The organism is Gemmatimonadaceae bacterium (assembly GCA_040882285.1).
Classification (GTDB): Bacteria; Gemmatimonadota; Gemmatimonadetes; order Gemmatimonadales; family Gemmatimonadaceae; genus JACDCY01.
In genome coordinates, this window is sequence record JBBEBQ010000010.1 from 62,666 (window position 1) to 83,262 (window position 20,597).

General features: G+C 67.7%; 23 protein-coding genes and 1 riboswitch. Of the genes, 10 read left to right on the plus strand and 13 right to left on the minus strand.

Annotated features, from left to right (window positions below; genetic code table 11):
• Window positions 1–4: 4 nt before the first annotated feature.
• A complete protein-coding gene (locus tag WEA80_05880) occupies window positions 5–2,110 on the minus strand; it encodes a xanthine dehydrogenase family protein molybdopterin-binding subunit (protein MEX1186098.1) in 2,106 nt (701 codons plus the stop codon).
• Between the two features lie 141 nt (window positions 2,111–2,251).
• On the opposite strand from WEA80_05880, the gene WEA80_05885 reads away from it, so the two are divergent.
• The 4 genes from WEA80_05885 to WEA80_05900 are packed head-to-tail and all read left to right on the plus strand — an operon-like array spanning window position 2,252 to window position 5,605.
• A complete protein-coding gene (locus tag WEA80_05885) occupies window positions 2,252–3,379 on the plus strand; it encodes an XdhC family protein (GenBank protein ID MEX1186099.1) in 1,128 nt (375 codons plus the stop codon).
• A gap of 32 nt (window positions 3,380–3,411) precedes the next feature.
• The gene (locus tag WEA80_05890; protein MEX1186100.1) at window positions 3,412–3,990 is read left to right on the plus strand and encodes a nucleotidyltransferase family protein; all 579 of its coding nucleotides are present in this window, start codon (window positions 3,412–3,414) and stop codon (window positions 3,988–3,990) included.
• Window position 3,991: 1 nt separating this feature from the next.
• Entirely contained in the window at window positions 3,992–4,594 is a 603-nt protein-coding gene (locus tag WEA80_05895) for a matrixin family metalloprotease (GenBank protein ID MEX1186101.1), read from the plus strand.
• A 57-nt stretch (window positions 4,595–4,651) separates the two neighbouring features.
• Window positions 4,652–5,605, plus strand: a complete 954-nt coding sequence (locus WEA80_05900) for an NAD(P)/FAD-dependent oxidoreductase (protein ID MEX1186102.1) — start codon at window positions 4,652–4,654, stop codon at window positions 5,603–5,605.
• Between the two features lie 73 nt (window positions 5,606–5,678).
• Here WEA80_05900 and WEA80_05905 read toward each other — a convergent pair whose 3' ends face one another.
• The 3 genes from WEA80_05905 to WEA80_05915 are packed head-to-tail and all read right to left on the minus strand — an operon-like array spanning window position 5,679 to window position 7,910.
• On the minus strand, window positions 5,679–6,632 hold the full coding sequence (locus WEA80_05905; protein MEX1186103.1) for a PDZ domain-containing protein: 954 nt from the start codon (window positions 6,630–6,632) through the stop codon (window positions 5,679–5,681).
• Window positions 6,632–7,408 (minus strand): hypothetical protein, encoded by a 777-nt coding sequence (locus tag WEA80_05910; protein ID MEX1186104.1) that lies wholly within the window; start codon window positions 7,406–7,408, stop codon window positions 6,632–6,634. The genes WEA80_05905 and WEA80_05910 overlap by 1 nt, the downstream gene beginning before the upstream one ends.
• The gene (locus WEA80_05915) at window positions 7,389–7,910 is read right to left on the minus strand and encodes an RNA polymerase sigma factor (GenBank protein ID MEX1186105.1); all 522 of its coding nucleotides are present in this window, start codon (window positions 7,908–7,910) and stop codon (window positions 7,389–7,391) included. The genes WEA80_05910 and WEA80_05915 overlap by 20 nt, the downstream gene beginning before the upstream one ends.
• 208 nt (window positions 7,911–8,118) lie before the next feature.
• On the opposite strand from WEA80_05915, the gene WEA80_05920 reads away from it, so the two are divergent.
• Together WEA80_05920 and WEA80_05925 are read left to right on the plus strand one after the other, a co-directional pair.
• A complete protein-coding gene (locus WEA80_05920; protein ID MEX1186106.1) occupies window positions 8,119–9,480 on the plus strand; it encodes a serine hydrolase in 1,362 nt (453 codons plus the stop codon).
• Complete coding sequence (locus WEA80_05925; protein ID MEX1186107.1) at window positions 9,477–9,827, plus strand: metal-sulfur cluster assembly factor; 351 nt, start codon at window positions 9,477–9,479, stop codon at window positions 9,825–9,827. The genes WEA80_05920 and WEA80_05925 overlap by 4 nt, the downstream gene beginning before the upstream one ends.
• Here the strand turns inward: WEA80_05925 and WEA80_05930 are convergent.
• The gene (locus tag WEA80_05930) at window positions 9,816–10,994 is read right to left on the minus strand and encodes an HRDC domain-containing protein (GenBank protein MEX1186108.1); all 1,179 of its coding nucleotides are present in this window, start codon (window positions 10,992–10,994) and stop codon (window positions 9,816–9,818) included. The two genes, WEA80_05925 and WEA80_05930, sit on opposite strands and share 12 nt — an antisense overlap.
• Before the next feature lie 23 nt (window positions 10,995–11,017).
• On the opposite strand from WEA80_05930, the gene WEA80_05935 reads away from it, so the two are divergent.
• Both WEA80_05935 and WEA80_05940 read left to right on the plus strand, forming a co-directional pair.
• Entirely contained in the window at window positions 11,018–11,995 is a 978-nt protein-coding gene (locus WEA80_05935) for a pyridoxal-phosphate dependent enzyme (protein MEX1186109.1), read from the plus strand.
• Window positions 11,970–12,773: an alpha/beta fold hydrolase gene (locus WEA80_05940; protein MEX1186110.1), complete on the plus strand. Its 804-nt coding sequence runs from the start codon at window positions 11,970–11,972 to the stop codon at window positions 12,771–12,773. The genes WEA80_05935 and WEA80_05940 overlap by 26 nt, the downstream gene beginning before the upstream one ends.
• 178 nt (window positions 12,774–12,951) lie before the next feature.
• Here WEA80_05940 and WEA80_05945 read toward each other — a convergent pair whose 3' ends face one another.
• From WEA80_05945 to WEA80_05965, 5 genes are all read right to left on the minus strand, one after another.
• Window positions 12,952–13,215 (minus strand): ferredoxin family protein, encoded by a 264-nt coding sequence (locus tag WEA80_05945; GenBank protein ID MEX1186111.1) that lies wholly within the window; start codon window positions 13,213–13,215, stop codon window positions 12,952–12,954.
• A 91-nt stretch (window positions 13,216–13,306) separates the two neighbouring features.
• Entirely contained in the window at window positions 13,307–13,582 is a 276-nt protein-coding gene (gene yhbY / locus WEA80_05950) for a ribosome assembly RNA-binding protein YhbY (protein ID MEX1186112.1), read from the minus strand.
• 43 nt (window positions 13,583–13,625) lie between these two features.
• A complete protein-coding gene (locus WEA80_05955; GenBank protein ID MEX1186113.1) occupies window positions 13,626–14,294 on the minus strand; it encodes a M23 family metallopeptidase in 669 nt (222 codons plus the stop codon).
• A gap of 32 nt (window positions 14,295–14,326) precedes the next feature.
• Window positions 14,327–15,691 carry a phosphomethylpyrimidine synthase ThiC gene (thiC, locus tag WEA80_05960; protein MEX1186114.1) on the minus strand — a complete coding sequence of 455 codons (1,365 nt, stop codon included), beginning with the start codon at window positions 15,689–15,691 and terminating at the stop codon, window positions 14,327–14,329.
• Window positions 15,681–15,771: riboswitch (TPP riboswitch) on the minus strand. Its footprint overlaps the gene before it by 11 nt.
• 214 nt (window positions 15,772–15,985) lie before the next feature.
• Entirely contained in the window at window positions 15,986–16,762 is a 777-nt protein-coding gene (locus tag WEA80_05965; protein ID MEX1186115.1) for a hypothetical protein, read from the minus strand.
• A 164-nt stretch (window positions 16,763–16,926) separates the two neighbouring features.
• Between WEA80_05965 and WEA80_05970 the strand changes: the two genes are divergently transcribed.
• Entirely contained in the window at window positions 16,927–17,439 is a 513-nt protein-coding gene (locus WEA80_05970) for a DUF4440 domain-containing protein (GenBank protein MEX1186116.1), read from the plus strand.
• 34 nt (window positions 17,440–17,473) lie between these two features.
• On the opposite strand, the gene WEA80_05975 is transcribed toward WEA80_05970, so the two are convergent.
• Window positions 17,474–17,683: a hypothetical protein gene (locus tag WEA80_05975; protein ID MEX1186117.1), complete on the minus strand. Its 210-nt coding sequence runs from the start codon at window positions 17,681–17,683 to the stop codon at window positions 17,474–17,476.
• 260 nt (window positions 17,684–17,943) lie between these two features.
• Here WEA80_05975 and WEA80_05980 point away from each other — a divergent pair, with 260 nt between their 5' ends.
• Window positions 17,944–18,423, plus strand: a complete 480-nt coding sequence (locus WEA80_05980) for an FHA domain-containing protein (GenBank protein MEX1186118.1) — start codon at window positions 17,944–17,946, stop codon at window positions 18,421–18,423.
• 28 nt (window positions 18,424–18,451) lie between these two features.
• Here WEA80_05980 and sufD read toward each other — a convergent pair whose 3' ends face one another.
• The gene (sufD, locus tag WEA80_05985) at window positions 18,452–19,783 is read right to left on the minus strand and encodes a Fe-S cluster assembly protein SufD (GenBank protein ID MEX1186119.1); all 1,332 of its coding nucleotides are present in this window, start codon (window positions 19,781–19,783) and stop codon (window positions 18,452–18,454) included.
• Complete coding sequence (gene sufC, locus WEA80_05990) at window positions 19,780–20,556, minus strand: Fe-S cluster assembly ATPase SufC (protein MEX1186120.1); 777 nt, start codon at window positions 20,554–20,556, stop codon at window positions 19,780–19,782. Before sufC ends, sufD begins: the two co-directional genes overlap by 4 nt.
• Window positions 20,557–20,597: the final 41 nt, after the last annotated feature.

Genomic DNA, 20,597 nt, shown 5'->3' on the forward strand with positions numbered 1-20,597 from the left:
AGCTTCACGCGATGGGCCTGCAGCCGGCGATCAGCTCCGGAGTCGCCGGAATCTCCCGCACGTCGAGCCCCATGTGCCGCAGCGCGTTCACCACGGCGGGCGCCGGCCCGTCCATCGGCAGCTCGCCCAGTCCCTTGGCGCCGAACGGACCGCCGGGATACGGATTCTCCAGCATCACGACGTCGATCTCCGGCATGTCGAGCGTAGTGGGAATCGTGTAGTTGGTCAGCGTGGAGTTGGCCATCGCGCCGTTCCGCATCACGACCCGTTCGAGCAGCGCGTAGCCCAGCCCCTGCGCGGTGCCGCCCTCGATCTGTCCGCGCGCGAGCGCCGGATGAATCGGACGGCCGAACTCCTGCACCGCCGTCACCTTCACGGGGCGCGCTTCGTACGTGTCGGGGTCGACCTCCAGCTCCACGACGTCGCAACCCCAGCCGTAGGTGGCGTACGCGTCGCCCAAATACGTGCTGTCGTCCCACTGGATCCAGTCGGGCGGCTCGTACATCCGCTCGACCGTGAGCGGGCCGTTGCGCGCGTAGTACTCCGCCGGCGAGAGTCCGCTGAGCTTCTCCTTCAGCTCGTGCGCGCACTCCTCGAGGATCTTGCCCACCACCATGCAGGTGCGCGACGCGACCGTGGGCCCGCTGTCGGCGACCTTCGACGTGTCGGGCTGCGCGACCTCCACGTCCTCGTATGGAATGCCGAGCGCGTCGGTGACTATCTGCGCGTGTATCGTGCGCGTGCCCTGGCCGATCTCCGTGCTGCCGGTGGCGATGCGCACTCCGCTCGGCGTCAGCTCCAGCCGCGCCTTCGACTTGAGGTTGCGCTCCCCCGCTCCCGTAAATCCCGCGCCGTGGAAGAACAGCGACAGGCCTATGGCCCGATTCGTCCCCTTGTACTGCTCGCGCTTCCGCGCGAAATCCGTGCGCCTGACCGCTTCCTCCAGAACCATGTGCGCGCTGCAATCGTCGCGCAGCGTCTGTCCCGTCGCGGTCCTGTCGCCGGGTCGCAGCGCGTTGATCCACCGCAGCTCCACGGGATCGATGCCGAGCTGCTCGGCGATCCGGTCCATGTGCACCTCGACAGCGAACTCCGTCTGCGGCGCGCCGAAGCCGCGGAACGCGCCGTTGGGCGGAGTATTGGTGAACACCGCGCGCCCCTGGATGCGCGTGTCGTCGCAGCGGTACGGGCCGGAGGCATGAATGCAGCCGCGCGACAGCACGGTGGGACTCAGCGTGGCGTACGCGCCGCCGTCGAGCAGCACGTCGATGTCCATCGCGACCAGCCGTCCGTCGCGCATGAGACCCGTGCGGTGCCGCACGATCGCGGGATGCCGCTTGGTCGTCGCGATCATGTCTTCCACGCGATCGTAGATGATTTTCACCGGCCGCCCCGACTTGAGGGCCAGCAGCACCGCGTGCCCGGCGATCATCGACGGGTACTCCTCCTTCCCGCCGAACCCGCCGCCGGTCTCCGTCTGGATCACGCGCACATTCGGGTGGGCGGAGCCGAGCAGGCAGCGCAGCGCCTTGATCACGTAGAAGGGACACTGCATCGAGCCGTGAATCGTGACACCGCCGTCTTCCGGCACCGCGATCATACCGTTTGGCTCGATGTAGATGTGCTCCTGGTGCCCGGTGCGATACGTGCCCTCGACGATCACCTCGGCTCGCGCCAGCGCGGCAGCGACGTCGCCTTTCACGATGTCGATCGACTTGAAGACCCGGTCCGACTTCTCCGGATCGAACAGCGGCGTGGCTTCCTCGTATTCGATCTGCACGCGCGCGGCAGCGAGCTTCTCCCGGTCCTCGTGCGCCAGGAGCAGAATGGGCTCCGCCATGTGCCGTACTTCCCGCTCGACGAGAAAAGGCTGGTCCTGCGACATCAGGTCCACGGCGTTCATCGCGGGAACGTCGCGGTAATCGACGATGGTGAAGCCCGTCTGGTCGAAGTCGAGCTCGATCGAGCGGATCCTTCCGCGCGGGATCGTCGAGCGGATCGTGCGCCCGAACAACATTCCCGGAAAGGTGATGTCGTCGGCGTACTTCGCCCCGCCGGTGGCCTTGCCAATTCCGTCCTTCCTGGCGACGCTGCTTCCGACCGCTGCCATCCCGTTCGACCGCCTCGGTGACTGGTTGCTCGGGCGCGGTAGTGCCGCGAAACCCGAACGGGAAGATGCCCACCGTGCCCGTAGCCGACAAGCGCGCGGCGGCCGCTGGACGGATTCACGGCGCCCTCTCACATTGAGATCATGAGCAGTCACATCGCGATCGTGGAATCCCTCAGGCACGCCGCGGCCGCGGGAGAATCGGTCGTTCTAGCGACAGTGGTTCGCGTCGTCGGATCGAGCTACGGAGGCGTCGGCACGCGCATGGTGATCCGCGTGGACGGCTCCACCGTCGGTCTCGTGAGCGGGGGCTGCCTCGAGTCGGATCTGTGCGCGCACGCGGTCGAGGTCCACGCCACCGGACTCGCCCGGCTCGTCACCTACGACACGCGCGCCGACGACGATGCCGTGTGGGGACTCGGCCTCGGCTGCAACGGACTGATCGACGTGCTGCTCCAGCCGCTATCGCCGGAGCAGGCAATCGCGTCCGCGGATCTGCTCTCCGCCGCGTTGTCGGCGGACGAGCCGTCTGTGATAGCAACCGTGGTTCAGTCCGAGAAGATGAAGGGCTGGCCCACAGTCGGCGCGCAGGCGCTGTTAGGTGCCAGCGAGATGAGCAGCGGCGACTGGGGCGACGGGACCGCGCTATCGGCGGCGCGATCACAAGTGGCTCAGGCGCTGGCGGCCGGCAGGGGCGGCGTCGTCTGGCAGAGCGGCTCGGCGCAAATCACGCTCGAAGTCGTGACTCCCGCGGTTCGGCTCGTCATCTGCGGCAGCGGACCGGACGCCGGGCCGGTCTGCCGTCTCGCGCGCGGCCTCGGCTGGGACGTGTCGCTCATCGAGCATCGCGCGATCGCCGAAGCTCATGCGCGGCGCTTTCCCGGCGTCGACGTCATAGAGTGTCCCGACGCGGACGCACTCCCGGCCGTCGTCCCGCTGCGCGCCCGGACGGCGGCGGTCGTCATGTCGCACCACTTCGGCCGCGACACCGATTATGTCCGCGCACTGCTCGCGGCGAACATCGCGTACGTCGGCGTGCTCGGTCCCCGCGCGCGGACGGAGCGGATGCTGGCGGAGCTGGCGACGCGCGGTGACGTGCCGCCCGACAGCGGGGCGCTGTTCGGCCCGGTGGGACTCGATCTCGGCGGCGACGGACCCGAGGCCATCGCGCTCGCGATCATCGCCGAGGTTTCCGCGGTAATGCACAAGCGCGACGCGGCGCACCTGCGCGATCGCGCGGCCGGATTGCACGCCGCCGCGCCGGAGAGCTGACCACGACCAGTGCGCCCCGCGTCGCGGCCGTCGTGCTCGCGGCCGGCGGCTCCGCGAGGATGGGTCATCCGAAGCAGCTAATCCTGCATGACGGCAAGGCACTGGTCACTCACGCGGCGGAGACGGCGCTCGCCGCCGGCGCGGCCCCCGTCATAGTCGTGCTGGGCGCCCACGCCGAGGAGATCCGTCCCGCGTTGTCGCATCTCGCGGGCGTCACAGTGGTGATCAACGCCGACTGGGAGAGCGGGCTCGCATCATCGCTCACGACGGGTCTTCGCGCGGCCCTGCGGGACACGACGTGGGACGGCGTGCTCGCGATGCTGGCGGACCAGCCGCTCGTGGACGGGCCGATGCTCCGCCGAATCATCGCGGAGTTCGCGGCCGGGGCCCGGATCGTGGCCACCGGGTACGAGGGCGTGCCTGGAGTGCCCGCTCTGTTCGGCCGGGAACATGTGCCCGAGCTGCTGAGTCTAAGCGGGGATACCGGCGCGGGTCCGTGGCTGCGGAGCCGCGCGCGGGAAGTGGCGATAGTCCCGCTCGCCGGTGCCGTGCTCGACGTGGACACCCCGGCCGACGTCCAGCGACTGGCCGACCGACAAGGCTCCCGTTAGCGTGAATGATGTGACCAGGCTCGTCCTCGTTTCGATCGCGATCGCCGGCATCTCATCCCGGCTCGCGGCGCAGCAGCCGCCGGAAGCGGCTACCGTCGCGTGTTGTCAGCGTGTCGAGATAATCGCGAATCGGAGCGCGGGCTTCGACCGCGTGCCGGAGTACCTGAGCGTCTGGATCGAGCCCGCCTCCCGCCACTGGGCGTTCGAGCCCGCGTTCGTGGACGAGGCGCGGGCGGCGTTCGGCGAATGGTCCGATGCCGGCGTGCCGGTCATCTTCGACTTCACGGCCGACTCGACGCGCGCCATGATCCGCATCTACTGGCGAAACCGGTTCAGCGACCGCACAACCGGACGCTCCACCTGGTGGAAGGCGGACGGCCGGCTGGGCCGAGTCGACGTGGAAGTCGCGCTCGCGGCCCATCCGGGCGTGGACGCGCCGATCGTCCGCGCCGTGGTGATGCACGAGGTCGGACACCTGCTGGGCTTCAGCCACGTGAACGAGTCCGACAGCATCATGTCGTATTACATCAGTCGCCCCGTGCTCTCGGCGAGAGACATCGCCAGAATGAGAGCGAGGTTCGCGCTGAAGACGGAACGGCCCTGATCGAATCCTCGCGCGCCGCGACGACGGCGGGGGCAGCAACTTGCAGGGAGCCATCCCATGACGAACGCCACGACCCGTCCCGACGCCGATGGCAATTACGACGTCGCCATCGTCGGCGGCGGACCCGCCGGGCTCAGCGCGGCGGTCTGGCTGGCGCGGTTTGAGCGATCAGTCGTAGTCGTCGACTCCGGTGATCCGAGAAACTGGGAGACGCGCGGAATCAACGGGTTCCTGGGCCTGCCGAAGATCAAGCCGCCGACTCTGCGCGCATCCGGGCGGGACGAATGCCGCAGATACGGTGTGCAGCTCATCGACCAGGAAGTCTGCATCGTCAAGCGGAACGGCGACGGGATATTCGCGCTCGAGCTGTCCGATGGCCGCGCGCTCTCGAGCAGGCGTCTGCTGCTGGCGATCGGAATCAAGGACGTTTGGCCGGAGATTCCGGGGTTGGCGGCCTGCTACGGCGAGAGCATCCACGTCTGTCCCGACTGCGACGGCTACGAAGCCAAGGGGAAAAAGACGGTCGTCATCGGGACCGGCAACCGCGCTGTCGGCATGGCTTTCGCCCTCGCCAACTGGACCGACGAGATCATCATCTGCACCAACTGCGAGGCGCAGGACCTGAGCGAGGATATGCTGGCGCAGCTGCAGAAGCTGAACATCCCCGTGCTATGCGAGCGGGTGCGGAGCGTGTCCTCGATGGACAGCAACGTCAGCTGCATCCGGCTCGAGGGCGGCATGCAGCTGGACTGCGAGCGGATCTTCTTCTCGCTCGGGCAGCATCCCGCGGACGATCTCGGCAAGCAGCTCAGGTGCGAGCGCGACGAAGCGGGACTGATCGTGGTAGACAAGGCGCAGCAGACTTCGGTGGAGCACGTGTATGCCGCCGGCGACATCACGCCCGGGCCGCAGCTCGCGATCTCAGCCGCCGCCGAGGGCTCGGTGGCGGCGATCGCGATTCACAAGTCGTTGTTGCCGGAGGAGCTGAGGATGCCGGAGAATGGTGATTAGTGATTAGTGATTAGTGACTGCAACTGCCGGTTTTTCCGTGACTTTCCGCAGTTAACCAATCACTAATCACCAATCACCAACGCAAAGTCACGCGCTGTCCCTTCCCCTTCCGCACGACATCCAGCTGCAGCGTCTTCGCGGGGCCGGCTTGCATCATCGCCATGTACAGCCCTCTCGGATCGACGATCTCCGCGGTCGCGGCGCGCACCACCACATCGCCCGCGCGGAGGCCGGATCGCTCGGCCGCAGTCGCGGCGGGAACGTTTACGATCAGAACGCCTTTCCGAACGCCGAGCACGTCACCGAGCCCGGCATTCACCGGCACCATCTCCGCGCCGGTGAGCAGCAGGGCCCCTGACGGCGTGCTAAACGCGATCAATGGCGCGACGGACGGATTCATCACGACCTCGCGCTCGAGAGCGCGCACCGTTTGCCGGGCGAGATTCTCGGCGAAAATTCTCGTCTGCGGAGGGAGCTGCTCGCTGGCTTGCCGCAGCGCCTCCGCGGCAAGCTCCATCTCCGCGATGGGCGCTCTCGGCGCTGCCCGCACGGTCACCGTCGCGCCCGGCGGTAGCGGCCTCCGCAGGCTGAAGCCGAACGCTCCCGCCGGTCGCTCTCCGACCGTGACGCGCACTGTGCGGGTCCCGCCTCTCCTGAGACGAATCGACAGCCGCTCGCCCGGCCGCAGCAGGCTCGCCATCGGCACTCCGCGCCGAACGAAATCGTAACCGTTGAACGCGATCAGCGTATCGCCCACCTGAAGCCCCGAACGCTCCGCGGGCGAGCCGGGCTCGATCGCCTCGATCACCGGATACGAGTTGTAGGAGATCCGTAGCCCCTCGCCGGTCTGGTCGATCTTGGCTTCAGCGGAGTAGTGGATGCCGAGCCAGCCGGCCGGCTTGGACAGGACTGCTGAGCGGGTCCCTCCCGTCGCCTGCGCACCGGCGAGCGCGGGAATCGCGGCGCCCGCGAGAGCGCCAAGGACAAACAGTGAAGCGACGCCGAAGCGTCCGTGCGGCTTGATCATCAGAAGCTGTCGATCCTCGATCCCGGCGGGAGGGAGGTTTGGAGTTGGCGCAGAGTGGACTCGCGGGCGCCGGCGGCGGCGATGTAATACCGGTTGATCACCGGATCCGCCGGCGCGTCCTCGAGCGCGGTCATGGAGGCCTGCATGACGTTGTCCAGCGCGGCGAGGCGCGCGCGGTACACGTCGGGCTTGGTGTCGTCGCCGACCGGATTGTTGGTCATCAGAAACGTGGCCGCGCGCTCGTACTCCCGCTGCGCGCGGTACAGCGCGGCCAGCGCTTCGGCGTTGGACGTGTAGCTCACGGAGAAGTTGGACGCGAGCCCGACCGGAGCATCGGTAGCCGACGCCGGGGCCGACGCGGTGGAAGGTGCTTCGGCCATGCTCGTGACCGGGAATGCGGCCCCTCCGGTCGATCTGCCGATGACGATCCCGCCGGCGAGGAGAAAGACCGCGGCCGCGGCGCGCAAAGCCCACCCGCCCGCCTGGAATCGCCGGCGCGGCCGCGCCACGACGGGCGTGCCCGGGGGAGTCAGAATGAGAATCGGAGCGGCAGCGCGAGTGAGCAGTCCTTCGTCTCTCAGCGCCGCGCTCAGCGAGTCCCACGCCGTCAGCGGCGCGGTGGCACGGTCGCCTTCGGCGGCCGCGAGCGCGCGCAGCGCGCGGTACGCCTGGCGCTCGCGCTCGCACTCGGAGCACGCGCCCAGGTGCGCCAGCTCGGTATTGGTCGGCTCGGTTTCGCCGAGCTCTATCAGTCGATCAGCAGGCAGATGCAGCATGACTCCCATTCCTCGCCGGCCAGGTATCGTCGATCACGTGCGCGAGAAGCCGGCGAAGTTTCGCGCGCGCCTTGAACAGTTGCGACTTGGAGCCGCCGGACGTGATCCCGAGCCGGCTCGCTATCTCCTCGTGCGTGTATCCCTCCACGTCGTGCAGCACGAACACCGTGCGCGCACCCGGCGACAGCTGTTGCATCGCGTCGTCGATCGATTCCGCCAGGAATCCACGCTCCGAATCCATCTCGGTAGCGGCGGAGTCGTCGCTGATGTCGACCTCCCATTTCTCGATGCGCCGGACCTTGCGTAGCGCGTTCAGCGTGCGGTTGACCGCGATCCGATGCGCCCACGTCCCGAACTGGGCTTCGCCGCGGTAGCCCGGAAGCGCGCGGAAGATCTGGATCCAGACCTCCTGCGCGATGTCGGCAGCAAGCTCCGCGTCCCCGCACAGCCGGCGCACTACGGCGTCGATATGCGGGGAGTGCTGGCTCCAGAGGGTGCGCAAGGCTTCCTCGTCGCCAGCACGAGCCCGTTTCAAAATCAGCTGGTCAGCCGTCATTGAGTGCTGTACTATGTGTCACCCCGGACTCCGGGAGAGTTTCCCCGGAACCCCGAGGCGCGTCTAAAGGTAGGATATAGAGGCACTGCGGACTGGCGACCGTTCCACCCGGGTCAGCCGGCACGGAGTGCGCGGCTCTTTTTTCGGAGTTTCCTTGCTCAGGATCGTCGTAACCGTGCTCGGGCTGGCGTCAGCTAGTGACGGGTTGCCCGCGAAAAAGCCATCGGCCGTGGGAATGTCGGCCGGAAGGCTCGAATCCGTCGAGCGGATAGTCACGCGCGGAATCGACGCCGGCGGCTACCCGGGCGCGTCGGTCGTGGTCGGCCGGAGGGGCGCCGTGGTCCTTCAGCGCGGCTTCGGTCGCCTCAGCTGGGGCCAGGAGAGCAACTCTGTGAGCCCGGACACGAGCATCTACGACGTCGCCTCGCTCACCAAGGTCGTCGGCACGACCGCGGCCATCATGGCGCTGTACGACGACGGCAAGATCAACCTCGACGCCCCCGTTACGCGCTATCTGCCGCAGTTCACGGGCGGGCTCAACGACATGGTCACCGTAGGTGATTTGCTGACGCACCGCTCCGGGCTCCCCGCGGCTCGCGATCTGTGGCGCGTATCCAGCACGCCGGAACAGGCGCGCGCCATGGTGCTGTCCACGCGCGTGCGCGACATCCCCGGCAGGAAGTACCTGTACTCCGACCTGGGCGCGGACGTGCTCGGCTTCATCGCCGAGAAAGTCTCGCAGCAGCCGCTCGACGTGTTCCTACACAACCGCGTGTACGGGCCGCTCCGGATGCACAACACCTTCTTCCGTCCGGCTGATTCGCTCCGGTACCGCGTAGCGCCGACCGAGCTGATATCGCCGCGCGGCTATCCGATCCACGGGCAGGTGCACGACGAGAACGCGCACGCCCTGGGCGGCGTCGCGGGACACGCGGGCCTGTTCAGCACCGCCTCCGATCTCGCGGTCTTCGCGCAGATGATGCTGAACGGCGGCGCGTACGACGGAGTGCGCGTATTCGCGGACACGACGGTGGCGCTGTTCACGCGCCGCACCGCGGGGCACCGCGCGCTCGGCTGGGACACGGCCGACGGCGATGGGGGCGCAGGCAGATATCTCACGCCGCGCGCGTACGGCCATACCGGATTCACCGGCACGTCCATGTGGATCGATCCGGACCGGCAGATTTTCGTCATCCTGCTCACGAACCGGGTGCACGCCGCGAAGGCGCGCTATCCCGGCCGGGTCATCTCCGACGTGCGGGCCGACCTGTCGGACGCCGCGGTGCTTGCCGTGATCGACGGACCGCGCGGCGCGATGAAGATGCCGACAGCGTTCCGTGCGGATCGTCGCGACGGATGGAACGGCGACACCCAGCGAGTCAGAGCCGCCAAGGCCGCGGCTGCGCGAAAGCGCGCCGCTGCGCAGAGGCGCGCGCGAGCCCGCGCGACTTCGGCAGCGAAGCGTCGCGCGCCCGCGGCGAGCACGCGAACGAAGACGTCCAGGAGAACCGGGTGAGCGACGAGCCGGTGCTGGCCGAGGGCACGGAGCCCGAAGCGACCGGCGGCGGCGTGAGCGAGGAGCAGGTCAAGCTCGCGCTTCGCCGCGTGAAGGATCCCGACCTCCACCTCAACATCGTGGATCTGGGACTGTTGTACGGGATTCGCGTGGACGGCTCCACGGTGAACGTGGACATGACGCTCACCTCGCCAGCATGTCCTTCCGGCCCCGAGATCGTCGGCAGCGTGGAGCGCGAAGTGGGAGCGATCGAAGGCGTCGAGGACGTAAAGACCAACATCGTGTGGACGCCCTTCTGGACGCCCGACAGGATCGAGCCGCGGGTGCGCGCCTATCTAGGGTTGTAGCGCTCGCAGAAAGTCCGGGCCCAGCTCCCTCGCCTGCCACTTTCTCAGCTCCCGAACTTCGGCGAGCTCCTCCATGCTGGCGGGGTTCCGGCGGGCCACCGCCTCCAGCCGCTCACGCGAGCACAGCACGCCGGGATCCAGCTGCAGGCGCTTGGCGGCGGTGTCCCGCGCTCCCTTGATGAGCGTCGCGCGCCGGTCGAAGTCAGGGTCCTTCTGCCAGCGCGGGGCCTTGGGGTACCTGGGCAGCTTGTCCTCGGAGAGCGCCATTCCTCTCGATACCGCGGCGAGAATCTCGCGCGAGGCCCGCTGCGCCAGCGAACGCGGCATCCCCTTGATGCCCAGCAGCTGGTCCTCCCGCGTCGGCGCGGTTCTGGCCAGCTCCAGCAGCACTTCGTTGGCCATCACCCGGAATACCGCCCGGTCCAGCGCGGCTGCCGTCGCATTCCGCCAGTGCGCCAGCTCGCCCAGCACCGCCAGCTCGCGCCGCGTGAGGTCACGTGCTCCCTTTATGCGCATGAATGCGAGCGATTCATCCTCCGCGGCCCAGCGCGTTCCCTCCAGCAGCTCGAACTCCTCGCGCGCCCATTCCATTCTTCCCAGACGCTCGAGATCGGACCCGATCAGATCGCGGAGCTCCAGCAGATACCGCGTGTCCTCCTGCGCGTACTCGAGCATGTCCTGCGGCAGCGGCCGCATGGACCAATCGGCGCGCTGGTGCTTCTTCTCGAGCTTGATCCCTAGATACCTCTCGACCAGCGCGCCCAGGCCGAACGCGGGGATTCCCAGGAGCTGCGCGGCGATACGCGTGTCGAAGATGTTGGTTGGATGCCAGCCGTAGTCCTGGTGCAGCAGCCGGAGGTCGTAATCCGCGTCGTGCAGCACGACCTCGACGGACCGGTCCGCGAGGACGGTGCCGAACGCGGGAAGATCGCCGGCGGTGAGCGGATCCATCACCGCGGTGACGTCGCGCGTCGATATCTGGATCAGGTAGATCCGGTCGACGAACCGGTGAAAGCTGGCGCCCTCGGTGTCGATGGCGACCCGGTCGACGCGTCCGATCGACGTCATGAGCCGCTCGGCCGCGGCGGGAGTGTCGACGTACTGCGCGTCGTGGCGGACGCGTGCCGGAGCCGCGGGCGCGGTCTTGGGATCGTTGTGCACGGTCATTTGACTGTGAGAGGAATCTAGTGATGGCCCCGATTGGGCCGGACATTGCCCTCTATCGCAGATTCCCCGCGCTGCGAGCCGTTCCCCGCGTCCACCTCTGCGCGCTCCCGTCTCCCGTCATGAGCGCGGACGCGGTGCACCCGCGTCTGTGGCTCAAGCGCGACGATCTCAACGCCGACGTGTTCGGCGGGAACAAGGCGCGGTCACTCGAGTTTCTGCTGGGTGACGTGCGCGCGGGCGACACCGTGCTCACGATCGGTGGGAAGGGATCCACGCACGTGCTCGCCACCGCCACGCATGCCCGCGCAATCGGCGCGAGCACCATCGCGATGCGCTGGAAGCACGACATGAACCCGGGCGCGGAGCGAGTGGCGGAGCTGATCGCGCGCGGCGCGGCTGGCCCGGTCTCCGCCAACGCGGTGTTCGCGATCGTGCGCGCTACGGCGCACCGGCTGCGGCACCGCGTGCATTACGTGCCGCTCGGAGGCAGCACTCCGCTCGGGGTTCTGGCGCAGGTGAACGCCGGTCTGGAGCTGGCGGAGCAGATCGCGGCCGGCGCGCTGCCCGCGCCGGCGCGCGTGGTGCTCCCGCTCGGCAGCGGCGGCACCGCCGCCGGCCTCGCGCTCGGCTTCGCCATAGCCGGCCTCGACATCGAGGTGGTCGGCGCGCGGGTCGCGCCCCGGATCGCGGCGAACAAGCGGCGCGTGGCCGCGCTCGTGCGGGGCGCGCGAAAGCTGATCATGCGCGTCACCGGCGAGCAGGTAGCGCGCGTGCCGCGCGGACTGGTCCGCGTCGTGCACGACGTGTACGGTGGAGCGTACGGCCGGCCGCTTCCCGGCGCGGACGACACGGCCGGCTTGTTGCACGAATCGTACGGCATCCGGTTGGACTCGACGTACAGCGCGAAGGCATTCGTCGCCGCGCTCGCGTGCGCGCGCGGGCAGGACGGCCCCACCCTTTTCTGGTTGACATTCGATGGCCGATGTCTCGACTCTCCCTAACGGCCTCACCGTAGCGTACGACGAGGTCGGCGCGGGTCTCCCGTTCGTCCTGCTGCACGGCTTTCCGCACAACCGCTCGCTCTGGGCGCCGCAGACCAGCGCGCTCATCGAGCACGGGCGCTGCATCGCGCCGGATCTGCGCGGCTTCGGAGAGTCGGGTCGCGACGGACCGTACTCGATGGAGCAGTACGCGGAAGACGTCGTCGAGCTGCTGGAGAATCTCGGAATCGAGCGCGCGGTCGTGGGCGGGTTGTCGATGGGCGGCTACGTGACGTTCGCCATCTGGCGCGCGAAGCCGCAGCTGGTGCGCGCGCTCGTGCTCGCGGACACGCGTTCCGGCGCGGATTCGCCCGAGACGCGGCGCAAGCGGCTGGAGCTCATCGCTCTGGCGCGGGAAGGCGGGCCTGGCGCCGTGGCGAACGCGCAGATCAGCGGAATGGTGGGAGCGACCACGCGCGCGCAAAACCCGGCGCTCGTGGACGGACTGCATCAGATGCTGGCCAGCGCGCCGGTCGAAGGGATAATCGGCGCACTCCAGGCGATGATGGACCGCCCGGATTCAACCGATCTTCTACCGACGATCGACGTGCCGACGCTGATCATCGTCGGCGAAGAGGACGCGCTGACTCCGGTCAAGGAATCGCGCGCGATGCACGCCGCGATCGCGGGCAGCAGGCTGGAGGTGATCCCCGGCGCCGGCCACTGCAGCAATCTCGAGAAGCCCGCGGCGTTCAACCACGTGCTCGGGGAATTTCTCAGCGCGCTGAACTACGCCTGATCTGCACGTGGGTCTGCGCGTGACGGCAACTTCCTGATGCCGGCGGGAGCGTGCGCGGCGGGGTGTCCTCCACAGCGCCGTCTTAGCGAGCGCGGTTTGCGAGCGTAGGCGCAGTGGAGGACCACCCCGTCAGCACGCTCCCCGCGCGCCGCAGTCGCCAATACGGACTGACAGCGCGCTAGCGCTCCGGGCGGCCGGGCGGGGTGTCGCTCTTGAAGACGTCGCGATTGATCTGGATGTACTCCTTCATGTTCGCGGGCACGTCTTCTTCAGGGAAGATCGCGGTCACGGGGCACTCCGGCTCGCAGGCGCCGCAATCGATGCATTCGTCAGGATGGATGTACAGCTGCTCCGGACCTTCGTAAATGCAGTCGACGGGACAGACGTCGACGCACGCTCTGTCCTTGGTGTCCTTGCAGGCTTCGGTTATTACGTAGGGCATTCGTGGGTTGACGCGTGGAGACCGCCGTAGGACGAATAATAGGCCCCGCGCCGACGGGGCTCAACGCTCGACCGCGGCAACGGCGGAAGAATCACTCGTGCAGCTCCGGGTTGAACCTGTACAGCGTGAGCGTGCGGCCTATCACCTGCACGACTTCCGAGCGCGTCCGCTTGGAGAGCACCTCGGCGGCTTCCCTGGCCTTGAGGTCGGTGCCCTTGCCGATCTTCACCTTCACCAGCTCGCGGGTCCGCAAGACGTCCTGCAGCGATGCGATCAGCGCGTCGTTGACCCCCTGCCCTCCGATGTGAACCGCGGGATCCAGATGGTGTGCCTCCGCGCGGAGTGTCGCCCGATCCTTGCCTTTCATCGTGCTAGGCTCCCGGTGCGTCCGCCGAATGATACTCGCGCGCTCACAGTGCGCGCTCCCGGCCCGTGATCTGAAAATGGGAGCGGATGTCGACCGGCGATCCATTCCACCAGTCGCGTCGGCGCGGGTCGACGCGCAATGCCTGAAAGTGAAGATGCGGAAAGTCGCGCGGAGCGTTGCCGCTCGTTCCGACGAATCCGACGATCTGTCCCTGGCGGACCTCGACGCCCTGAAAGATCCGGTCGGCGTACCGGTCGAGGTGCGCGTAGTAGTACACGAATCTCCGATCCGCATCCACGAGGTACAGCGTCGTTCCGCCGAGCGTGTTCTGCCGCATGCCGAGGATGGTGCCGTCGACCGCGGCGAGGACCGGCGTCCCGCGGCGGGCCGGTATGTCGAGGGCCCGGTGCGTGCGTCCGCCCGATCGAGCCGAGTTGTGCGAGTCCCGCAGCGCCGACGGCGCGACGCCCGCCACGGGCACCATCAGCGGCTTCTCGTCGAAGTAGGCGGCGTCGGCCCGCGCGGCCGCCGCTGCCACCGCGGGCGTCATGGCCGACACTGGAGCCGTCTCGGGATCGCGGATGTCCACCGAGGCCGGTACGGGCCCGCGGGGCGTGAGCGGCTGGAGCGTCGGCCCGCACGCGGCGAGCGCGAGGATGCACGCCGCCGTGCGCGCGATCCGAAGCGAAAGCCTGGAGGCCAGGGCAAGCACAGCATGCCCTGACCGCGCAGCGATCCAGCCGATCACGCCTCTGCGGTCACCAACGCCTGCTCGCGCGCGAGCGCCGCGAGTCCCTCCTCGATGGTCTTGGAGTGATGCATCGAGCAGAACTTCGGCCCGCACATAGCGCAGAACTCCGCGCTCTTGAAGTACTCCGCGGGGAGCGCTTCGTCGTGGTACTCGCGCGCCCGCTCCGGATCGAGGCTCAGCCTGAACTGCTCGCTCCAGTCGAACTCGTACCGCGCGCGCGACAGCGCGTCGTCCCGGTCGCGCGCGCCCTTGCGCCCGCGCGCGATGTCCGCGGCGTGTGCCGCGATCTTGTATGCGATCACGCCGTTGCGCACGTCCTCCGCGTTCGGCAGCCCGAGATGCTCCTTCGGCGTGACGTAGCACAGCATGTCTGCGCCGTACCAGCCGATCATGGCCGCGCCGATGGCGCTGGTGATGTGGTCGTATCCCGGCGCGATGTCCGTGACCAGCGGGCCCAGCGTGTAGAACGGCGCCTCCTGACAGATCTCCTTCTGCTTGCGCACGTTCATCTCGATCTGGTGCATCGGGATGTGGCCGGGACCCTCAACCATCACCTGCACGTCGCGCTCCCACGCGCGCCGGGTCAGCTCGCCCAGCGTCTCGAGCTCGGCGAACTGCGCGCGATCGCTCGCGTCGGCGATCGATCCTGGCCGCAGCGAATCGCCGAGCGAGATCGTCACGTCGTACTGCCGAAGGATGTCGAGGATGTCGTCGTACCGCTCGTACAGCGGATTCTGCTTCCGGTGCGCCATCATCCAGACCGCGTGCAGCGACCCGCCGCGGCTCACGATCCCGGTGACGCGCCCGTGCACCAGCGCGAGATGCTCGAGCAGGATACCGGCGTGAATCGTCATGTAGTCCACGCCCTGCCGCGCCTGGTGCTCGATCATCTCCAGGAAATCATCTGCGGTAAGCTCTTCGAGCTCCTTCTCCTGCTGCACCGCCTGATAGATCGGCACCGTCCCGATCGGCACCGGCGACGCGGCGATGATCGCCTGCCTGATGGCGTCGATGTTGCCGCCGGTCGATAGGTCCATGACCGTGTCGGCGCCGTACTTGATCGCCGTGCGGAGCTTCTCCAGCTCACCGCCGACGTCGGAGCTGACCGCGGAGTTGCCGATGTTGGCGTTGATCTTCACGCCGGAGACCTTGCCGATGCACATCGGCTCCAGAGTACCGGCCAGGTGGTGGACGTTCGCCGGAATGATCAACCGCCCCCGCGCGACCTCCGCGCGAACCAGCTCGGCTTCCAGGTCTTCACGCTCCGCGACGAATCGCATCGCGTCGGTGGTCTCGCCCTGCCGCGCGTAATGCATCTGGGTCCGGGCGGCGCCGGTCCCGTTCGATCCTGCGATCATGTTGACTCCCTACGCCGGTACTAGCCGGATCAGGTTATAAGGGACTCTCTCAGCCAGTGAAGGCACCCCTGTCTCATTCGAATATACCGACTTTCGAAGAGAGATCAGGGAATTTCCACGCGGGATGCAAGCGATGAGTCTAGAGTTACGAGCGACGAGTCGGGAGTTTGAACCAGCTACTCCGGACTTACCCACTTCAGACTCACTACTTGCATCCCCCCGCAACATTCCGGGTACCGGCTCCACAAAAAAAACGCGGCCACGAGGGCCGCGTTTTCATTGCTGCTGTTCCGTCTATTGGAAATCGCCGTTCGCCGCGGTCCGCCCTTCGCGGACGTTGCTGCTGGTCCCCGATGTGCCGCCGCTGGGCATCGGCCTGATCCTGGATGAAGGCGACGAGGTCGGCCGGGTAGCCACGTCCCGCGGCCGCGAGGGTGCGCTGCGCATTACCGGGCGACCGCCCATGCGACCGCTTCCGCTGCCCATCGTCACCCGGCCCGTGCCGCGCGTTCTGGGCGGGAAGCGCTCGTTGATAGCGATCGGCGTCCGACCGCGGCCGGCGCCCGGCGGAATGCAGCGGTCCTCCCCGACGTCACCGCCGCGGAGCACGACGGTCCCCGCGATTCCGATGATCGTTCCCCAATCGGTGCCGCGGCTGCCGGTGCCGCCCACTGCGGGCTCGATCGCCCGCGGCCGGGTGGACGCCGCGATCTCCACGGGCGCTTCCACGACGGGCTCGGGATAAGGCATCGGCTCCTCGACCGCGGCCACCTCCGACTCTTCGACGAACTCGGTCTCCGGCTGCACGTCGGCTACGATCTGAGGCGCCGGCGAGCGGCGCGGCCGCGGAGCGCGAGTCGACTTCGCTACCGCCCTGGCCGGCAGCGTGGTCCGCTCGACCGGCCCGACGATGCGCGTCTGATCCGTCGCCCGCGACGCGAGCTGCAGATCCGCATCCGCGGAGGCGAGCGCGAGATCCTTCTGGAGCTCGGCGGTCATGCGCGAGCTGTCGCCGCAACCGGCCACGAGCACAGCTCCGCACGACACGATGACTTTCAATGCGCGATACATATTGTCTCCTGCGCGAACCGGTACGGCATGTACGGCACTCGCGCTGCAATGCGATCGCGCCAGGTGCAACTGGCACACCCCTGGTTCACCCTCTCACGGCAGCCATAACCGTCTATGTTGTCCAACAGCGGAGACAACCCGTGTCGCGAGGCAAGGACACCCGAATGACCAGAATCGCGTTCCTGCGGCAGATCGTCCTGCCCGGCATGGCGGCGGGGATGGTGCTCGCCTGCGACCCGGGCGCCGATACCGGCTTGACCGCCGAGGAGCGCCGGACGATCGCCACGACGATCGAGCAGCGCGTGAAGGGGGCCTACGACCTGGGAGCCAGCGACGTGCTCGCGGGGATGCTGAGCCTGTACCCGCGCGAGGGCCCGGTCTATTCGGCGTCCGGGGGCGCGGTCACCACCACGCGGGACTCACTGGAGGCCGCGATCCGGCAGTTCTGGAATTACGTCGGCCGCAACATGCGGAACCCGAAATGGGAGTGGACCACGATGCGCGTGGACGTGCTGTCGCCCACCTCGGCGGTAATGACTACGACCTACCGCGTGCCGCACCTGACTCCCGGGGGCCAGCCGCACGTGATCGGCGGAGCGTGGACGGCGGTCTTTGCCAAGAGAAACGGGGAGTGGGTGATAGTGCACGAGCACCTCTCCGACTCCCCGTCCCCTTAGGAGCGGTGACTAGTGACTAGTCACTGGTCACTTCCTAGAACTGCGGATTCGTCGCGTCGGCGCTGACGTTGAGATCCTCGTTCAGCGACGCGTCGCCACTGATGATGCTCCGCCAGCTCAGCTCCTGCCCCTTCCGAAATCCCTTCTGCGTGACTTTGACGCCCTCCGGGGAGATCGCGACCATGTAGGCCTTGCCGTCGAGCTCCAGCTCCCGCTTGATGGTCTTGTCGAGCTTGGTTGCCATGTAACACGCCTCCGAATCGGGTGATTTGCCGGGTCCAGTTTTCTTTGTCGAGCAAGAGCTGTCGACTCTGTAACATGCAGCTTATCGCCTCGCAGGCGCTGCACAAGGCGTTCCGGGCCCATTTTCAGCGCTTGGCGGCCCGGCCTCCGGCGAATGTACGCCGGTGACCACGCATCGCAATATGCGAACTGAGGCGATTCTTGCGGTCCGTGAAACGCACGTAACGGCCGGTCGTCATTCCAGCGGAGGTCCGACCGAACATGCCCGAGCGTTATCTGGTCCACCACTTCGAGCGGCGTGCTTATCCGCTGCGCAAGCCCATGTTCACGGTTGGGCGCGATGCGGAAAGCGACATAGTACTGCGGGAGCCGACTGTCTCACGCACCCACGCGCGAGTGATGCTCGAGGGCGACGACGCGATACTCGAGAGCCTCGGCCCGACCGGTACCCGCGTGAACGGCGAGGAGGTCGTCAACCCGCGGAAGCTCGAGCCCGGCGATCAGATCACGATCGGAACCGCGAAGCTCACGTTCACTTCGTCCCCTGTGCCCACCGGCTTCACCGTCGTGAGCAACGGCAGGCGTCCGGAAGCGGACCCCGACAGCAAACGGTCCACGATTCGGACTCCTCTGCTGAAGACCGGCGAGTACACGGCCGCCCGGCAGTCCTTTCCCATAACGTGGATTCTGGTGGCGGCGCTCGCTCTGGCGGTCGCGTTCGTCGTGTTCACGCGAGGCTGAACGCCGCCGCCGGTAGCGGCGGCCGGCGCTACTCGCTCGTGAGCTGCAGCTCCTCTCCGCGAACGCGCGCGAACACCGCGGCTTCCAGCGCGTCCCGGACCTGCTTCACCTGAATCGTCTCGAGCACGTCCGCCGCGAAAGCGTAGATCAGCAGCGTGCGCGCCTGCTCCGCGTCGAGCCCGCGGCTCTTCATGTAAAACAGGGCGACTTCGTCCAGCCGGCCCACCGTGGCGCCGTGCGTGCACTTCACGTCGTCGGCGAATATCTCGAGCTGGGGCTTGGTGTCGACGCGCGCGTGATCCGACAGCAGGAGGTTGTTGTTGCTCTGCTTGCCGTCCGTCTTCTGCGCTTCCGGCCGGACGTATACCTTGCCGTTGAACACGCCGTGCGAGCGGCCGTCGAGAATGCCCTTGTAGATCTCGCGGCTGGTGGTGTTCGGCTGCGCGTGCTCGATCCGCGTCTGGTGATCCACGTGCTGCACGCCCGACACCATGTACATCCCGTTCAGCGTGCAGGACGATCCAGGCCCATCGAGCACGGTGTACACGTTCGTGCGGGAGAGCTCCGCGCCCGCGGCGTACGAAAAGGAGTGCAGCTCGCTGTCGCGCTCCTGCACCGCCTGGATGGTGCCGACGTGAAAGGCGCCCGCGCTCTCGTTCTGCACCTTGACGTGCTCCAGCCGCGCGCCTTCACCGAGTGATATCTCCGTGACCGGAACGGTCAGGTAGCTCTCGTCCCGCAGACCGACGTAGCTCTCGATCACGCTCGCCCGCGCGCCGCGCTCGAGCACGACCAGATTTCTCGGGAACGACGCGGTCAACGGAACCGGTTGCGCGGACACGAACACGAGATGGATGGGCGTCTCCAGCTCCACGTTCGCGCCGATCCGGATCACCGCGCCATCCTGCATCAGCGCCGTGTTGAGGGCGGTGAAGCCGGCCCCTTCGTGATCCGCGATCGTGCCGAGCGGCGCCACGTCGTCCGCCCCGTCGCCGAGGGCCTGGCGAAGGCTCGAGACGTCCAGGCCGGCTCGCTCCGGAATGTTCGACAGCTCGCGGACGAGCCACCCGTCCACGAACACCAGCCTCGGCCACTCGGCGGAGTCGAACAGGAAGGGATCGAGGTCGGTGGCGGGGACGGCGCTGGGAAAGGACGTTCTGTCGAACGAGCGCGTCGCGATCGGGGCGACGCTGGTGTAGTGCCAGTCCTCGTTCTTCATCGTCGGAAAGCCGAGCGCGACGAACCGGTCCATGCCGGCCCGCCGCAGCTCGCGAATGCGGTCCGCTTCGCCGCCGTCGATGCCGTCGATGCCGTCGAAGGCTTCCAGGTAGTGCGCTACCGCGGTCTCCGGCTGGGTCACGCCCGGCTTCCCGCTCCCGCCGTCTCCGGCGCGTGCGACTGAATCCAGTCGTAGCCGTGCTCCTCCAGCTCCACCGCCAGCTCCTTGCCGCCCGACCGCACGATCCGCCCGCCCGCGAGCACGTGGACGTAGTCGGGGACGATGTAGTTCAGCAGCCGCTGATAGTGCGTCACCACGATGGCCGACTTCTCGGGGCCGCGCAGCTTGTTGACGCCGTCCGCGACGATCCGCAGCGCGTCGATGTCGAGACCGCTGTCCGTCTCGTCGAGGATCGCGAGCCGCGGATTCAGCACGGCAAGCTGCACGATCTCGTTCCGCTTCTTCTCGCCGCCGGAGAATCCGGCGTTGACCGAGCGGTTGAGCATCGCCGGGTCCATGTCGACGAGCTGCATCTTCTCTTCCATCACCTCGAGAAACTCGAGCGGATCCACTTCTTCCTCGCCGCGCGCCTTGCGGATCGCGTTGTACGCCGAGCGGAGGAAGTAGGCGTTGGTGACTCCGGGAATCTCCACCGGATACTGGAACGCGAGGAAGATGCCCGCCTGCGCGCGCTCCTCGGGCTCCATCTCCAGCAGGTCCTGCCCGTCGTACGTCACGGAGCCGGCGGTGACCTCGTACGCGGGGTGCCCCGCGATCACCTGCGCGAGCGTGCTCTTGCCCGACCCGTTGGGGCCCATAACCGCGTGCACCTCGCCTTTCTTCACGGTGAGGTTGATGCCCTTCAGAATCTCGTTCTCGCCGATGCTGGCGCGCAGTCCCTTTATCTCAAGCACGACTTCATTCCGTTGTTGGTTGTTCCGCTCGTGCGGAGCTC

Excerpts from the sequence above, each read along its gene's own strand:
- WEA80_05905 (MEX1186103.1), bottom strand. The coding sequence starts at position 6,632 with ATGATCAAGCCGCACGGACGCTTCGGCGTCGCTTCACTGTTTGTCCTT.
- WEA80_05900 (MEX1186102.1), top strand. The coding sequence starts at position 4,652 with ATGACGAACGCCACGACCCGTCCCGACGCCGATGGCAATTACGACGTC.
- thiC (MEX1186114.1), bottom strand. The coding sequence starts at position 15,691 with ATGATCGCAGGATCGAACGGGACCGGCGCCGCCCGGACCCAGATGCAT.
- WEA80_05980 (MEX1186118.1), top strand. The coding sequence starts at position 17,944 with ATGCCCGAGCGTTATCTGGTCCACCACTTCGAGCGGCGTGCTTATCCG.
- WEA80_05970 (MEX1186116.1), top strand. The coding sequence starts at position 16,927 with ATGACCAGAATCGCGTTCCTGCGGCAGATCGTCCTGCCCGGCATGGCG.
- WEA80_05940 (MEX1186110.1), top strand. The coding sequence starts at position 11,970 with ATGGCCGATGTCTCGACTCTCCCTAACGGCCTCACCGTAGCGTACGAC.
- WEA80_05880 (MEX1186098.1), bottom strand. The coding sequence starts at position 2,110 with ATGGCAGCGGTCGGAAGCAGCGTCGCCAGGAAGGACGGAATTGGCAAG.
- WEA80_05910 (MEX1186104.1), bottom strand. The coding sequence starts at position 7,408 with ATGCTGCATCTGCCTGCTGATCGACTGATAGAGCTCGGCGAAACCGAG.
- WEA80_05945 (MEX1186111.1), bottom strand. The coding sequence starts at position 13,215 with ATGCCCTACGTAATAACCGAAGCCTGCAAGGACACCAAGGACAGAGCG.
- WEA80_05935 (MEX1186109.1), top strand. The coding sequence starts at position 11,018 with ATGGCCCCGATTGGGCCGGACATTGCCCTCTATCGCAGATTCCCCGCG.
- WEA80_05885 (MEX1186099.1), top strand. The coding sequence starts at position 2,252 with ATGAGCAGTCACATCGCGATCGTGGAATCCCTCAGGCACGCCGCGGCC.
- WEA80_05930 (MEX1186108.1), bottom strand. The coding sequence starts at position 10,994 with ATGACCGTGCACAACGATCCCAAGACCGCGCCCGCGGCTCCGGCACGC.
- yhbY (MEX1186112.1), bottom strand. The coding sequence starts at position 13,582 with ATGAAAGGCAAGGATCGGGCGACACTCCGCGCGGAGGCACACCATCTG.
- WEA80_05975 (MEX1186117.1), bottom strand. The coding sequence starts at position 17,683 with ATGGCAACCAAGCTCGACAAGACCATCAAGCGGGAGCTGGAGCTCGAC.
- WEA80_05965 (MEX1186115.1), bottom strand. The coding sequence starts at position 16,762 with ATGTATCGCGCATTGAAAGTCATCGTGTCGTGCGGAGCTGTGCTCGTG.